Here is a 13,465-nt window from a genome sequence, read left to right as displayed (position 1 = left end):
AAATAACTCTTTAGCGACAGAACTCATGGAAAAGAATAAAGAAATAAAAATCGAATATATAAATATAATTGTATATTTTATGAGTGTCATAATAAGCACTCACCTCTACCTATTAATCACATGATTTATTATAGCCAAAAAATCTTATGGCGATTTTATATTTAACCCTAATATTCTAACGCTTGAATATATCTATTTAATAACCATAGAAAACAAGTCGAATAAATATTATTTGACGCTCTTGAGGGCATTTTTTTGACGTTTGTATTAACGAATTAATGTCATACTAAAGTCTAATATTATTCCATTATTAATCATAAGTTTAGCAACACACCTCCATTTGATTTAACTTCATCATAATCGAAGTTTTTTAAATTTAAACATTAAAACAATTTTTATTTCATCGAATGCTAATGCTATGAACTAAAGTCACATTTTTGCTCTTAAAAATTTTTAATTTATATCTTCATAGTTATAAACGCGATAAACATATTTATATATTACGAATAAACATCAACTACACTTTGTTTTTACCCACTTAACTATGATAACTATGGAATATATAAAATCAGATTTTGACAATAGATATCCCATATTGAATGTGGAATTGCTAGGAAAACCTATTCATATAATCAAAGATGAATTAGCTAATATTTTAAGTAATTCATTACTGGGATTAACTGACCAAATACAAAAGTGGGTGAAAACCCATGAACTGACGATGTCGGTTACTAGTATTGATTTTCAATCGCCAAAACAGGGACAACATGCGGCATTTACGGTGGCCCATAATGACGGGGGGATGATGAATTTTCGCTGTTCTGCGCCATTGCTCATTGTACTCGCCGATCGCTTTTATCACTCATCTGTAAATCGTCTTAATAGTGCTAAAAGTCAAACGATTACAACGAGTGATTTGCGGTTACAAGAACGCATAGGACGACTTTTTTCAGCCCAGATAGCACCAGAAAATATGTGGCAAGCCTGTGATAATTCACTATCAGATGATATCGGCTTAGTCATTCAACTTTCCGTTACCTGCGAAGAGACGATTGGCGACATCATCATCTGTATTGATTCCGCATTAATTCAAACATTAACCAGTGTTATTGGCTTACAACCCACATCTGAACTTAATGCACTCTTTAGTCAGCAACTTGAATCGACCAAGGTCAAACTCAATACAGTTTTATGTGAAAGACAGATGCCTTTAGACCAAGTATTGCAGCTAAGGCCCGGTGACATCTTTGATATTGATTTACTGCAATCCTCTCCGATCAGTATCGGTCAAGAGCATTTATTTAACGGCCATGTCGCAGAGCAAAACGGTCAACTTGTTTTAATCATCAACACCAGTAAGGACACATAAGCATGAGCGATATTAACGAATCCGACCTATTTAATGGTGATGACCTCAATTTCGACGATATTCAGTTAGAACAATTTGATGAAACACCTCAACTTAATAGCAGCATGTCGCAACGTAGCTTAAGTTTTTTCAAAAAGATCCCCGTGACTGTGACTCTTGAGGTCTCAAGCACAGAAATCTCATTAGGTGAGTTAATGAAAGCCGGTGAAGGCAGTGTGATTGAGCTAGATAAACTCAACGGTGAACCGCTTGATGTGAAAGTGAATGGGTCACTGATGGGCCATGCCGAAGTGGTTGTGATCAATGATAAATATGGCCTACGGCTAATTGATGTCGTCGAATCACCTCTTAACACCATGGATAGTTAAAAAATGATCGATCAGGGATACCGCTTGCTGATAAAAACATCTCAACAGCGCCATTGTCTGTATTTACTCACTTTGCTACTTATTGCGCTCGGCGTACTGTTTTCTTCGAGCGCAGAAGCCAATAGTGGGCTGAATTTCTTGACCGTTACAGATGATCAAGGCGAGCAAGAATACAGTGTAAAATTACAAATCTTGTTGTTAATGACAGCACTGAGTTTTATCCCTGCCTTTCTGCTAATGGCGACCAGTTTTACCCGCATCATTATCGTACTTTCTATTTTGCGCCAAGCACTGGGTTTACAGCAGAGCCCGCCAAATAGAATACTGGTGGGTATCGCGCTCTCTTTAACAATTTTGATCATGCGTCCGGTCTGGACGGATGTCTACGATAATGCTTTTGTCCCTTATGACAACGGTGATATTACCCTTTTACAAGCCTTTGATACTGCCGAAAAACCCGTTCGTGATTTCATGCTAAAACAAACCCATCAAAGTGCTTTAGAGCAGATGATGCGAATTGCTAACGAACCATTAGACCAAGATGTGGAAGATATTTCGTTTGCTATCGTGTTACCTGCTTTTGTGATCAGTGAGCTTAAAACAGCGTTTCAAATTGGTTTTATGTTGTTCATTCCTTTTTTGATCATCGATCTCGTGGTTGCCAGTGTCTTGATGGCTATGGGTATGATGATGCTGTCACCGCTGATTATTTCTCTCCCTTTCAAATTAATTGTGTTTGTACTCGCTGATGGCTGGACCATGACGGTCGGATCGCTATCTGCCAGCTTTGGATAAAACAGAAAGGAGTAAATGATGACCCCAGAGCTTGCTGTCGATCTATTTTCTAATGCAGTTTGGCTAATTATTAATATGGTAATGGTACTTGTTATCCCGGGGTTATTAGTCGGGTTAGTGATTGCCGTTTTTCAAGCCGCGACCCAGATCAACGAGCAAACCTTAAGTTTTCTCCCTCGTTTAATCATGACTTTGCTGATGGTGATTTTTGCCGGACATTGGATGTTAAGGCGCTTAATGGAATTATTTGATTACCTCTTTTATAACATTCCGGGAATGATTGGCTAATGGCTATCTCGTTTGCAGAGCTCAACGCCCTTCTCGCTCAGTTTTGGTGGCCGTTTTTTCGCATTGGGGCTGCCATGTTAGCCATGCCATTTTTTGGTGATGCGTTAATTCCTATTTGGGTACGCGCTTTATTAGCAGTTGCTATCAGTTTTATTGCCGCGCCACTGATGCCAGCTATGCCCACGACAGATTTACTTTCTCTCTCGGCACTTATGCTGGCTTTTGAGCAAGCAATATGGGGGCTGTTATTTGGCTTAATTATCCATTTCCTATTTTCCATCATGACATTGTTAGGTCAGATCATTTCACTGCAAATGGGCTTAGGGATGGCAATGATGAACGATCCCGTTAATGGTGTTTCAGTCGCAATTCTTGGGCGAATGTTTTTACTGTTTTCTACCTTGTTATTTCTGGCTTTAGATGGGCATTTATTGGTTATTGATATTTTAGTGCAAAGCTTTACCTCTTGGCCTGTAGGCAGTGGGTTGGCTCTATCTTCAGTAAAACAAATACTCGCACTTTTTGGTTGGATGTTCAGTTCAGCCCTTGCCATCGCTCTGCCCGCTATTGTTTCAATGCTTCTGGCTAATATCAGTTTCGGGGTCATGAACCGCGCCGCGCCTAGTTTGAACGTATACGCATTAGGCTTTCCTATGACCATGTTGTTAGGACTGTTTAGTGTCTTAATTTCTGTCAGCGGTGTACCAGCGCGTTATGTCGAGTTAGTCCACTACAGCTTAGATCAGCTTCAACTCTATATTTCGGGAGGCGCATGAGTCAGTCATCGGCACAAGATAAAACTGAAAAAGCCACTCCGCAGAAGATCCGTCAGGCCCGAGAGCAAGGTCAGATCCCACGCGCCAAAGACTTCACAGCAGCTACGATTTTTATTGCGGTTGTGGTTTTCTTTTATTTCCAAATTGATGCGATTTGGCAGGCGCTGAATGGCGTATTTACATTGAACATGACAATCTCTCGTGATGATTTACGCTCACCTTGGCTAGCGATTGAAGCATTAGGCACAAGCTTAGCCATTATTATTCAATTACTACTGCCATTATTTGGTTTAATTCTAATCACCACTATCGCCAGCAGTTTACTGATTGGTGGTTGGCTATTCTACCCTGCAGGCGTATTGCCAAAATTATCAAAAATCGATCCCATTGCGGGGATAAAAAGGATGTTTTCAACCCGATCTTTGGTTGAACTTTTAAAATCGACACTCAAAGTCTGTGTGATTTTCCTCCTGCTATATCTCTATCTTGATGCCAATTTAAGCCGCTTATTAGGGATGCAAAACTTACCACTAAAACAAGGCGTGTCATTAATTCTGACGATTCTCTTTCATGGTATTTTGCTGATGGGCGTGGCGCTATTGTTATTTGGTTTAATTGATATTCCCTACCAAAAATGGGAGCACGCCAAAGAGCTGAAAATGACCAAACAAGAGCTGAAAGAAGAATTTAAAAACAATGAAGGTAGCCCAGAAATCAAGCAACGCATTCGTCAAATTCAACAGCAGTTCGCCCGAAGAAAAATAGATAAAGCAGTGCCTAAAGCTGATGTGGTGATCGTCAACCCAACCCATTATGCCGTTGCGATTAAATACGATACCACACTGTCTGAAGCGCCCTTTGTGGTAGCAAAAGGCATAGATGAAACGGCGATGCATATTCAAACCATTGCCAAACAGCACGATGTTGAGATCTTACATTCACCACCATTAACGCGTGCGATTTATCACAGCACCCAGATAGAGCAAGCGATCCCAAGCCAGCTCTATGTCGCTGTGGCGCATATATTAACTTATGTTTTACAGCTTAAAGCCTTTCGACAAGGTAAAGGAAATCAACCACAAACATTACCCAATTTTGTTATCCCAAAACATTTACAGCATTAATTTCAGCGCATTTTTACCGGATTGGATGAAGGACTTCACATGTTAAATTGGCTCACAACACTCAAACAGTCGAGTAAAGGTTATATCGGTATTCCTATCGCCTTACTGATGATTCTGGCAATGGTAATTTTGCCATTACCTCCTATGCTGCTCGATGCCTTATTCACCTTTAATATTGTCTTGGCCATCTTGGTATTGTTAGTCAGTACCACAGCAAAAAGGCCGTTAGACTTTTCTGTTTTCCCCACCATTCTATTAGTCGCGACATTAATGCGACTCACTTTGAATGTGGCCTCAACACGTATTGTATTACTGGAAGGTCACAATGGTGGCGATTCAGCAGGTAAAGTGATCCAAGCTTTTGGTGAAGTCGTTATTGGCGGTAACTATGTTGTGGGTATGGTGATTTTCGTGATTTTAATGATCATCAACTTTGTGGTGATCACCAAAGGTGGCGAACGTATCTCTGAGGTAGCAGCCCGTTTCACCCTTGACGCCCTACCCGGTAAACAGATGGCAATAGATGCGGATTTAAACGCGGGGATTATTGACCAAAACCAAGCAAAACAGCGCCGTCGTGATGTTGCCAATGAAGCGGATTTTTACGGTTCAATGGACGGTGCTTCAAAGTTCGTTCGTGGTGATGCCATTGCGGGTTTATTGATCCTATTTATCAATATCATTGGTGGTATCAGCATCGGTGTTTTTGAATACGGACTCAGCGCTTCTGATGCTTTTAAAACTTACGCCTTACTGACCATTGGTGATGGTCTTGTCGCGCAAATTCCTTCACTGTTATTAGCCACCTCTGCCGCTATTATTGTCACTCGTATTAACGACAGTGATGATGACATGACGCAAGCTATGCAGAACCAACTGCTTGCCTCGCCTGCAACCTTATTCACTGTTGCTTCTGTGATGGCCATCATAGGTATTGTGCCAGGCATGCCGCACTTGGCATTTTTCAGCTTTGCCGCAGTATTAGCCTTTGCGGGCTGGCGACAATATAAAAAACCTCACCACCACCAGCAACTCGACGAAGTTGAAGCCGTTTCTCAAGCCATGCAACTCGACCACGAAACGCCATTAACATGGGATGATATTCCTCATGTTCAAAGTATGTCGTTATCGCTCGGTTTTCGTTTAGTTCATCTGGTGAATAAAGAACAAGGCGCGCCACTCACCCAGCGTATTCGCGGTGTTCGTAAAAATCTTTCTGAGCAAGTCGGCTATTTGCTGCCTGAAGTGAATATTCGCGACAACCTAAGCTTAAAACCGAACCATTATACTATTGCCGTTCATGGCGAGATCATTGAACAAGGCAGCATTGAGCCTGAGCGTTTAATGGCTATTGCCGTGGGTGATACCTATGGCGAAATAGATGGCATCCTTGGTCACGATCCTGCTTATCAACTCCCTGCGGTATGGATTGAAAATAGCAACAAAGCAAAGGCCTTGAACATGGGCTACCAAGTCGTAGATGACGCTACCGTCATTGCCACTCACATAAGCAAAGTGATGAAAGTACATTTAGCCGATTTGTTTACCCATGATGATGTGGATTTTATTAATCAACGTTTGGCGCAACAGGCACCCAAATTGGCGGAAAGTTTAAGTGCTGCATTAACGCCTGCTCAGCAACTGAAGGTGTATCGCCAATTACTCATTGATCAAGTGCCGCTTAAAGATATCCGTACCATTGCCAATACCATGTTAGAAGCGTCTGAAAACACCAAAGATCCAATCTTAATTGCTGCTGATGTGCGTTGCAGCTTACGCCGTACCTTGGTGAATCTACTCAATGGTGATAAGAAAGATCTTAACGTCTATGCCTTATCCGATGAACTTGAACAGATGCTATTAACATCGCTCCAACAAGCACAAGCCAGTGGCAATGTGATGCTAGATAGCTTTCCAATTGAGCCAAATATTTTAAGCCAATTTCAACAAAATATGCCGCTTGCGAAGCAACAATTAAAACAGCAAGGCGCAGCCCCTGTGTTGCTAGTAATGCCACAATTACGACCACTGCTATCTCGCTATGCGCGTACTTTCGCCCAAGGCTTAGCAGTATTGTCTTATAACGAAATTCCTGAAAATAAGAATATCAATATCATTGGCAACTTAGGTTAATTCATTCCCGTGAAATTGAACGAGGACGAGCTATGACAACGCAACACACATTACACACCATGGACGAACTTTACAGCTATATTCAAAGTATTATCCCATCGTTAACCCGCAATAACGACGATGCGATCCTACTTGACGCATTTGAGCAAAACGATGTTAGTCATGTCTGTCAGGCTATTCGCGAAACCACCACCAATCAAGTCACCTACCAACACCTAACATTACGTTTTGGTAGTAATAACGAGCAAAGTGTTTACCAATTTGATGTTTCTAAACCTGTACAATTTCTGTTTGATCTCTATAGCTTATATTTAGCCGTCCGCCATATTGAGTTTCAGCTATCGACTTTCCATAAAGATATTATTAATCCGTTAGTGGTGCCGATAAATTCAGAAACGCTATCATGGCCTATTGGACAAGGCTTTATTAATCAGGTTTTTCAACATCATTCCGTTGCAATGCAATACATTATTCCCTGTGTTCAACTTCATGACATGGAAAATAGTGAATGCCATAACGTAATGACATTAAATGCAAATTTAGAATCATTAAAAAAGAAAGCGGTTAAACTCTGGATAGATATTATTCCACCCACCCGCTATTTAGAAACAATAAAAAACATTAAACCTGATGCAATTAAAACGTCGCATATTCTCAATGATGATCATAAGCGCTCAGGCCTGATTCCCGTCATTCGTTTTATCCGTAAAAACAATACATTATTTATTGCTGGACGAGTGGGAAGCCAACACGAACTCAATCAATATCGTCTACTTGGCGCGCAATATTATTTCGGTTATGTCAGTGATATACCAATGTCGGTATCAATGAAAAAAAAGGTTGCGAATAATAATCAAATATAAAACCATGACTTTTATATCTCTACATCCCCTTAAAAATTAATGAGGTTTTCTTATTTAATATCAACACGATTTAATAAGAAAACCTCATTTATTTGGCTCAATATCAAATTTATTCTCCAATTCTTTTATTTTTTGAAAATATTAAAAATAAAAATTAATGATCTTTTCCAACTGACCGCATAGATACAGTGAGCAGGAAATACCTCGATAGATTGATTACAAGGAGAACTATCATGGCTCTATCTATGCACACCAATTACGCATCACTGGTTACACAAAATACACTGAGCAATACTAGCAATTTGTTAAACACAGCAATGGAACGTTTAAGTACAGGTTTCCGTGTAAATTCAGCTGCAGATGATGCTGCTGGTCTTCAAATCGCAACACGTCTAGATGCGCAAACTCGTGGCATGTCTGTAGCTATGCGTAACTCGCAAGACGGTATTTCAATGATGCAAACCGCTGAAGGTGCGATGGATGAAATGACTAACATCGTCTACCGTATGAACGACCTTGCGACACAGGCATCAAACGGCACAGTATCAGCCAATGACCGTGTAGCTTTGGACGCAGAATTCCAACAGCTTGGTGAAGAGCTTGCTAACGTAATGGCATCAACCAGCTTTGGTGGACAAGATATTTTGACCGATGCAGGCTCATTTGGTGCAGGCGCAGTCAACTTCCAGATTGGTACGCAATCAGGTGATCAACTTGCAGTTGATGTATCTACGGAAGTAAAAGCAGTCAATGCAACTATTGGTACTTCAGGCGCATTAGCTTTAGGTGATTTGACTTCTGCAGCTAACGCGCAAACAGCACTAACGACCCTAACAGGTGCTAACGGTGAAGCGGGTTTACTGAAAGAAATTGGTGATGCACGTTCAGCACTGGGTGCCAACATTAACCGCCTTGACCACACTATCACTAACCTGGGCAATATGGTTGAGAATGTATCTGCAGCCAAAGGTCGTATTGTTGATGCTGACTTTGCTGTTGAATCTTCAAGCATGACTAAAAACCAAATGTTAATGCAAGCCGGCACAACGGTACTTTCACAAACTAACCAGTTACCGGGTATGGCAATGTCACTACTTCGCTAAACTGTAGTTTCTTTTTCCTAAGCCTCCTTCGTGGAGGCTTTTTTGTAGCCATCATTAAATATCAGTAAGTCGGTATGTCGGAAAGCTAGCCATTAGTAACCCTTTGGTTAATAAACGGAACATAGGAATAAAGCAGGAAATAACAAACGGAAATCACATTTCCGCCACCTAACGCGACAATCATAACTACCTGTTTTTAAATGCTTTATATCGAGAAAGTTTTGGCATAGCTCTTGCCAATATAAATAGTCACTTAAGGAGCAATCAATGAATTCGTTAGATCCTATTCAAATGGCCACTCAACTCGCCACCTTTGATGTACAGCCATTTCAGCAGCGGTATCAATTACAAGCTGATAAGTACCAGAGCCAATTAAGTGCATTGGGTAAAGTAGAATCTGCCCTACGTGATTTTCGCGCAACAATTCAAAGCATCAACAGCTCAACTGCCAGCATTATTCAAAATAAAGCGACATTAAGTGACGACAGCCACTTTTCCGTCAGTGCAAATGCAAAAGCGTTAAGCGGCAATTATCAAGTCTTTGTTGAGCAAGTTGCCAGTGCCCATCAGGTCAAAACTGATATGCCAACAAACTTGGAGTCAACAACGTCTGTACCTAATACAGGAACCCTTTCATTCACTGTCGATGGTCAGACTCTAGATCTTGATCTTTCGACAATAGATAGCGATGGTGACGGGCAATCCACCATATCAGAGCTCACTACAGCAATTAATAACCACCCCGATAACCCCGGAGTCAATGCCACGTTAGTTCGTACCAGTGGTCAAACTCATTTCATGCTAGCAAGTAACGAAACAGGGATTGCGAACACATTAAGTGTTTCTTCGAGCACAGGCACAACATGGTTTGATGATGCTTTTACTAACTTAACTGAAATAAGTGCGCCACAAGATGCAGTGATTTGGCTTGGTGCGGAAACCACGGGCTTAAAACTAACCAATAGCAGTAATACGTTTTCCAATGTTATTGATGGTATTGATATTACTGCAACCAAAGCACAAACCTCTGGTGATACAGCCATTTCTATGGCTATCGATGCCGATCAAGATGCCACCTTGGAGCAAGTTAATTCATTTATTGAAAGCTATAACAAGGTGATATCCAACCTTGATAGTTATACCCAAACAGGGTCAGCAGATACCAAACGTGGTGCACTGGCAAATGATCCCACTCTTCGCTCAATAGAATCGCAATTAAATAACCTTTTACGCGATCAATTTGAAGGCAAGAGGCTGTCTGAAATTGGGATCAGTATTAACCGCGAAGGCAAACTTGAAGTTGATAAAGATACCTTTAAAAACGCACAACAAACCATGGGTTCAACCATTGAATCCATGTTTAACGGTGACGGTAATTTATTCGATTCATTAGAAGATTCACTTAAGCCTTTTCTCCAATTTTCTTCAGGCATGTTTACTTCTCGCAAAGATGCCCTGAGAAACAACATCGATCGTATCGACGATAAACAAGCCAACCTTGAACGTAAATATGACATGGCTTACACCCGCTACCTCAAACAATTCACCCAAATGAATCAAATCATGACCCAAATGCAGCAAACCCAAGGTTTATTTGGTTAAAAGGAGTACAACAATGTTAATGCAAGATGCAGGTTTTAATTCATATCAACAAGTCGACTTGGATGCACAAGCCGCTTCAGCCTCCCCTCATCAATTAGTTTTAATGCTTATTGATGGCTTTCAAGATGAACTGATCCGTGCACAAGGACATATCGAAGCAAAACGACTCGATGCCAAGGGGATCAGTATCAATAAATGCATGAATATCTTAATAGGGCTAGATAGTGCGTTAGATCTAGAACTTGGCGGCGAAGTTGCAGCTAATTTGCATGATCTTTATGAGTTTTGTCAGCTTGAGCTTTACCAAGCAAGTGTCAAAAACGATCTCTCCCACCTCGATAATGTCACTTTAGTGATGAACAATATTCGAGAAGGTTGGCAAGGGTTTGGGCAGCATGCAGCCAAATAATTCCATATCGCTCAAAGTACTCACAGCAAAAATTCAGCAAGCTGCTGAGACTGAAAATTGGTCTCGCTTACAGCAGCTTGATGAAGTGTTACGTGCGCTGTTACTACCACTTAAATCAAAACCTAAAACAGCGCAACAGCAAGGACAAATAACGGCGTTAATGGCTGCACATCGCCAAGCCTATCTTGCGTTACAACAAGCACAACAAATACTGCAACACAAAATAGCAACTGCTGACAAGGAAAAAGAACGCCTTGAGGCTTATCAGTCAGCCAACAATATGGAGTGAACGATGTTAATTAATACTGCGCTCACCAAAATTGACAATGTATCGTCATCATCTGATATCAAACAAGCTGGGATGCTTGTTGAAAGCTCAGACGCTACGGTAGGGCAAGAAGGTTTCTCGCAAACATTACAAATATTTTCTCAGCAAAGCGAAAGTACGTTACCAGAGCTACTATCAGGCAATGCCAATACAACCGATCTTGAACAGCGAGACTCTGCATCAGCACCGCAACATCAAACATTGCTGCCGATACCGCCAAGTGAAATTGAAATAGCCGTAACTACACCAACCATTGGCAATTTTCCACTTAATCACTTAGCTACACCATCAACAACAAGCACACTGTCCTCTGCTTCATTTACGCAGAATGCATTATCAAGTTCTCATCAGGTGCTAAACGGTGTCAATACATCTGCGCTTAACCACGCAAACAATCCTATTAAGGAAGTCATCGCACCACTAACTATAACTTCACTACCCAGTTCTGCCTTAGAACAAATGTCATCGTTAAACGCGGTAAAAACACCGCTTTTCAATGGTGAAATGCCTGCGCCACAATTGGTTCAAAATCTTACCGCAGTCGAACAAGTTTTATCTGCTCAAGCACAAACACAAACACAAACACAAACCAACATAACGGTTAATCGTGTGAATTGGGCTCCCATAAGTGTTGATCCTCAATCTTCACAATGGGGTGAGAAAATGCTGAATATTCTACAAGATCGCGTTTCTCTTCAAGCGACACAAAACATGCAAGAAGCACGTATTCGTTTAGATCCACCAGATCTTGGCAAGCTTGATCTGATCGTCAAAATGGATGGCGATAAGTTGAATGTTCAAATCAGTGCTAATAACAATGCAGTACGTGATGCACTTAACCAAGTCTCTGAACGTTTACGTCATGATCTCCAGCAGCAATTTGTCAGTGTCGATGTCAACATCAGCCACGGTAAGCAAGATTCCCATTCAGATCAAACCGCACAACATTCAACCCAAGATGATAACGATCACAGGGTAATCACTTCCACGTCATCTGCAGACGTTGAAACATCGACAACCAATGAGCATTGGCTATCTACGCTCGCATAATTTTCTTATTTAGGATCAGGATGATGACTAATAAAAAAACACTTTCTAACCTGTTTATTATATTGCTGATCAGCATTATTGTTGCTATTGCCACTTTTAGCGCCACTCTATGGTATAGCCAACAGAATACGTCCACTCCAAACATCGATGTATGGTTCACAAACGTCTTTGAATCAGAGCCAGAAGCTACGGCACAACCTGCCTTTCATCCTCTCGATAAGGTCGTTGTCAGTGTAAAAGGTGAACGCCAAACTCATTATGTGATGATTGAGCTAGCAGTCCAAACCCACTATCCCGAACGAATAAAACAAATCGATAGCTACATGCCGCTCGTTCGCAATGCATTACTCAAAATGTTCAGCAAGAAAAAGTATGAAGAGTTACAAAACCAACAATCTATCGATCAATTACAGCAAGAAGTAAAACAAACCCTGACCGCAGCCTTTGCCAATACCACGATCGCTCGTGATATTGATGATGTGCTTTTTACCAAATACGTCATTCAATAATGAGGTGAGTATGCTTGATCACAACCCAACCACTCACTATAACCTCGACACGGCCCCATCGCCGCAACAGCATCATATTGATGAAGATTTATTAATCCGTCATCACCTTGTTTTAGTAAAGCGCGTGGTTAATCAACTTCGTCACCATACTAGCCCACATTGCAGTTATGAAGACATGCAGCAAATTGGATTAATTGGGCTGTTAGAAGCGGCGCGACGTTATGGCGATGTCGAAGATCCTCAATTTCCAGCATTTGCTGTATGTCGTATTCGTGGGGCGATTTTAGACGAACTGCGAAGATTAGATTGGCGTTCTCGTCATACACGCCAACAAGCTCATGAGCTGAACGACATCACCCGTGACTTAATGAAACAACTTGGCCGACAGCCCACAGAAGCTGAGATCACATCTGCGCTTGGCATTGATAGTGAAAATTATCAACTGCGTTTACAAGCCAGTATGGCAAGTGAAATGCAAAGCCTTGATCAACTGCTAGAAGCCGGTAAAGAGCTAGATGCACCGTTGGAATATAACGGTGTTGAACATGAACATATGCGTCGCACACTGGAATACGCTTTAACACAATTATCAAAACGAGAGCAGTTATTGCTGACCCTGTTTTATCAACATGAACTCAATCTACATGAGATCGCGTTAGTGCTAAACCTTACTCCACCGCGTATTTGTCAGCTGCATAAACAAGCACTGAAATCCCTCAATCACTATTTATCGGCTTAGGAGCTGTAT

At 41.1% G+C, this 13,465-nt stretch carries 15 protein-coding genes; all 15 read left to right on the top strand.

Annotated elements, in window-relative coordinates; translation table 11 throughout:
- The first annotated feature begins 721 nt into the window (after positions 1–721).
- Positions 722–1,369 carry a FliM/FliN family flagellar motor switch protein gene (locus tag C9J41_RS08470; protein WP_233220399.1) on the top strand — a complete coding sequence of 216 codons (648 nt, stop codon included), beginning with the start codon at positions 722–724 and terminating at the stop codon, positions 1,367–1,369.
- A gap of 2 nt (positions 1,370–1,371) precedes the next feature.
- A complete protein-coding gene (fliN, locus tag C9J41_RS08465; RefSeq protein WP_107247888.1) occupies positions 1,372–1,737 on the top strand; it encodes a flagellar motor switch protein FliN in 366 nt (121 codons plus the stop codon).
- Positions 1,738–1,740: 3 nt separating this feature from the next.
- The gene (gene fliP / locus C9J41_RS08460) at positions 1,741–2,532 is read left to right on the top strand and encodes a flagellar type III secretion system pore protein FliP (RefSeq protein WP_107290758.1); all 792 of its coding nucleotides are present in this window, start codon (positions 1,741–1,743) and stop codon (positions 2,530–2,532) included.
- Between the two features lie 18 nt (positions 2,533–2,550).
- Complete coding sequence (gene fliQ / locus C9J41_RS08455) at positions 2,551–2,820, top strand: flagellar biosynthesis protein FliQ (RefSeq protein WP_107208376.1); 270 nt, start codon at positions 2,551–2,553, stop codon at positions 2,818–2,820.
- Positions 2,820–3,596, top strand: coding sequence for a flagellar biosynthetic protein FliR (gene fliR, locus C9J41_RS08450; RefSeq protein ID WP_107208375.1), 777 nt, complete (start codon positions 2,820–2,822; stop codon positions 3,594–3,596). The genes fliQ and fliR overlap by 1 nt, the downstream gene beginning before the upstream one ends.
- On the top strand, positions 3,593–4,720 hold the full coding sequence (gene flhB, locus C9J41_RS08445) for a flagellar biosynthesis protein FlhB (protein WP_107208374.1): 1,128 nt from the start codon (positions 3,593–3,595) through the stop codon (positions 4,718–4,720). The genes fliR and flhB overlap by 4 nt, the downstream gene beginning before the upstream one ends.
- Positions 4,721–4,759: 39 nt before the next feature.
- Positions 4,760–6,853 carry a flagellar biosynthesis protein FlhA gene (flhA, locus tag C9J41_RS08440; protein WP_107208373.1) on the top strand — a complete coding sequence of 698 codons (2,094 nt, stop codon included), beginning with the start codon at positions 4,760–4,762 and terminating at the stop codon, positions 6,851–6,853.
- Positions 6,854–6,885: 32 nt separating this feature from the next.
- Positions 6,886–7,716 (top strand): EAL domain-containing protein, encoded by an 831-nt coding sequence (locus C9J41_RS08435; protein ID WP_107208372.1) that lies wholly within the window; start codon positions 6,886–6,888, stop codon positions 7,714–7,716.
- A 233-nt stretch (positions 7,717–7,949) separates the two neighbouring features.
- A complete protein-coding gene (gene lafA, locus C9J41_RS08430; protein WP_107259765.1) occupies positions 7,950–8,819 on the top strand; it encodes a lateral flagellin LafA in 870 nt (289 codons plus the stop codon).
- A gap of 267 nt (positions 8,820–9,086) precedes the next feature.
- Positions 9,087–10,421, top strand: a complete 1,335-nt coding sequence (gene fliD, locus C9J41_RS08425) for a flagellar filament capping protein FliD (protein WP_107208370.1) — start codon at positions 9,087–9,089, stop codon at positions 10,419–10,421.
- A gap of 13 nt (positions 10,422–10,434) precedes the next feature.
- Entirely contained in the window at positions 10,435–10,830 is a 396-nt protein-coding gene (gene fliS / locus C9J41_RS08420; RefSeq protein ID WP_107208369.1) for a flagellar export chaperone FliS, read from the top strand.
- Positions 10,817–11,119: a hypothetical protein gene (locus C9J41_RS08415; protein ID WP_107208368.1), complete on the top strand. Its 303-nt coding sequence runs from the start codon at positions 10,817–10,819 to the stop codon at positions 11,117–11,119. Before fliS ends, C9J41_RS08415 begins: the two co-directional genes overlap by 14 nt.
- A gap of 3 nt (positions 11,120–11,122) precedes the next feature.
- Positions 11,123–12,208 (top strand): flagellar hook-length control protein FliK, encoded by a 1,086-nt coding sequence (locus C9J41_RS08410; protein WP_107294449.1) that lies wholly within the window; start codon positions 11,123–11,125, stop codon positions 12,206–12,208.
- A 23-nt stretch (positions 12,209–12,231) separates the two neighbouring features.
- Positions 12,232–12,717 (top strand): flagellar basal body-associated protein FliL, encoded by a 486-nt coding sequence (gene fliL, locus C9J41_RS08405; RefSeq protein WP_107208366.1) that lies wholly within the window; start codon positions 12,232–12,234, stop codon positions 12,715–12,717.
- A gap of 10 nt (positions 12,718–12,727) precedes the next feature.
- Complete coding sequence (locus C9J41_RS08400; protein WP_107208365.1) at positions 12,728–13,456, top strand: FliA/WhiG family RNA polymerase sigma factor; 729 nt, start codon at positions 12,728–12,730, stop codon at positions 13,454–13,456.
- The last annotated feature ends 9 nt before the right edge of the window (positions 13,457–13,465 follow it).

The sequence above is a fragment of the Photobacterium sp. GB-50 genome, assembly GCF_003026755.1.
In the GTDB taxonomy this organism is placed as follows: Bacteria; Pseudomonadota; Gammaproteobacteria; order Enterobacterales; family Vibrionaceae; genus Photobacterium.
This window is presented reverse-complemented; position numbering and strand designations above follow the sequence as displayed.

Excerpts from the sequence above, each read along its gene's own strand:
- C9J41_RS08415 (WP_107208368.1), top strand. The coding sequence starts at position 10,817 with ATGCAGCCAAATAATTCCATATCGCTCAAAGTACTCACAGCAAAAATT.
- lafA (WP_107259765.1), top strand. The coding sequence starts at position 7,950 with ATGGCTCTATCTATGCACACCAATTACGCATCACTGGTTACACAAAAT.
- flhA (WP_107208373.1), top strand. The coding sequence starts at position 4,760 with ATGTTAAATTGGCTCACAACACTCAAACAGTCGAGTAAAGGTTATATC.
- C9J41_RS08435 (WP_107208372.1), top strand. The coding sequence starts at position 6,886 with ATGACAACGCAACACACATTACACACCATGGACGAACTTTACAGCTAT.
- C9J41_RS08400 (WP_107208365.1), top strand. The coding sequence starts at position 12,728 with ATGCTTGATCACAACCCAACCACTCACTATAACCTCGACACGGCCCCA.
- C9J41_RS08410 (WP_107294449.1), top strand. The coding sequence starts at position 11,123 with ATGTTAATTAATACTGCGCTCACCAAAATTGACAATGTATCGTCATCA.
- fliN (WP_107247888.1), top strand. The coding sequence starts at position 1,372 with ATGAGCGATATTAACGAATCCGACCTATTTAATGGTGATGACCTCAAT.
- fliR (WP_107208375.1), top strand. The coding sequence starts at position 2,820 with ATGGCTATCTCGTTTGCAGAGCTCAACGCCCTTCTCGCTCAGTTTTGG.
- fliP (WP_107290758.1), top strand. The coding sequence starts at position 1,741 with ATGATCGATCAGGGATACCGCTTGCTGATAAAAACATCTCAACAGCGC.
- fliD (WP_107208370.1), top strand. The coding sequence starts at position 9,087 with ATGAATTCGTTAGATCCTATTCAAATGGCCACTCAACTCGCCACCTTT.
- C9J41_RS08470 (WP_233220399.1), top strand. The coding sequence starts at position 722 with ATGTCGGTTACTAGTATTGATTTTCAATCGCCAAAACAGGGACAACAT.
- fliQ (WP_107208376.1), top strand. The coding sequence starts at position 2,551 with ATGACCCCAGAGCTTGCTGTCGATCTATTTTCTAATGCAGTTTGGCTA.
- fliS (WP_107208369.1), top strand. The coding sequence starts at position 10,435 with ATGTTAATGCAAGATGCAGGTTTTAATTCATATCAACAAGTCGACTTG.
- fliL (WP_107208366.1), top strand. The coding sequence starts at position 12,232 with ATGACTAATAAAAAAACACTTTCTAACCTGTTTATTATATTGCTGATC.
- flhB (WP_107208374.1), top strand. The coding sequence starts at position 3,593 with ATGAGTCAGTCATCGGCACAAGATAAAACTGAAAAAGCCACTCCGCAG.